This window comes from Novosphingobium olei (assembly GCF_012927405.1).
GTDB lineage: Bacteria > Pseudomonadota > Alphaproteobacteria > Sphingomonadales > Sphingomonadaceae > Novosphingobium > Novosphingobium olei.
Genome location: NZ_JABBGM010000043.1, coordinates 1 through 1,057 on the forward strand (window position 1 = coordinate 1; position 1,057 = coordinate 1,057).

Sequence of the window (1,057 nt, forward strand, 5' to 3'; positions counted from 1 at the left end):
TAGAGCAAAATCCGATCAATTTGGTTCGTATCCTGCGGCGGTGAAGTAATTTGCACATTCGTTGGGTGTGAAGCGTGGCAGAGCGTCGCGGATCGCGTCCCATAGTTCTGTCACCGACCGGGCGGCGGATTTGCGCAGGATGGATTTCAGCTTGGAGAAGGCATTCTCGATCGGATTGAAGTCGGGGCTGTAGGGCGGAAGGAAGAGCATCCGCGCGCCGGCAGCTTCGATGGCGAGGCGCGCGGCGATGCCTTTATGAGCGGGCAGATTGTCGAGGATCACGACATCACCGGGGCGCAGCGTCGGCACGAGGACCTGCTCGACATAGGCAAGGAACCATTCGCCGGTCATGGGGCCGTCGAGCACCATGGGCGCTGTCATGCCCGTCAAACGCAGGGCCCCAGTGAAGGTCGTCGTTTTCCAATGGCCGTGGGGAATTGGCGAGCGGCATCGCATGCCGCGCTTGGCGCGCCCGCGCAGCCGAGCCATTTTGGTTGATGCCCCGGTCTCATCGATGAACACCAGGTGTGTCGGATCAAGATCCGGCTGCGCCTCGAACCAGGCGTGTCGCCGCGCGGCGACGTCGGGCCGCTCCTGCTCGCTGGCGTGTGCCGTTTTTTTTGATAGTAACGGCATGACGGTCGAGAAATCGCCACATCGTGCTCGCGGCGAAGCTGGCACCATGCTTCTCCCGTAGCAGCGCCGTCAGTTCGACCAGGGTGATATCCACCTGGTTCTCGATCGCAGTCAGGATGATGTCGCGATAGGCTTCAATGCGATGCGATCGCCGGTCGCCACCTTGCTGCCGAGCGCAAGCCGCGCCAGTCTCACGCCATTCCCGAACCCAGCGCACCGCGCTTGCCGCAGCGACACCAAATCTTGTCGCCGCCGCCCGGCGCGACAGGCCACCTTCAACCGCCGCGATGACGCGAGTCCGTAGGTCCTCAGACAAGGATTTAGCCATCTGTGCTGGCCTCCTCGCCCAGCACACAGGGTGAATCAGATTTTCCAGCTCAGGGAAAGCCCAGCGATTCTATCCGGTCGGATTTTGCTCTAG

1 protein-coding gene is annotated in these 1,057 nt (G+C 61.8%); it reads right to left on the reverse strand.

The window, feature by feature from the left end:
- Positions 1 to 15: 15 nt before the first annotated feature.
- Positions 16 to 964 (reverse strand): IS630 family transposase gene (locus HHL27_RS22160; protein ID WP_240960252.1). Its coding sequence is split into 2 segments (ribosomal slippage): positions 16 to 625 and positions 624 to 964, totalling 951 coding nucleotides; the frame shifts between segments, so codons are not numbered across the junction.
- Positions 965 to 1,057 lie beyond the last annotated feature (93 nt).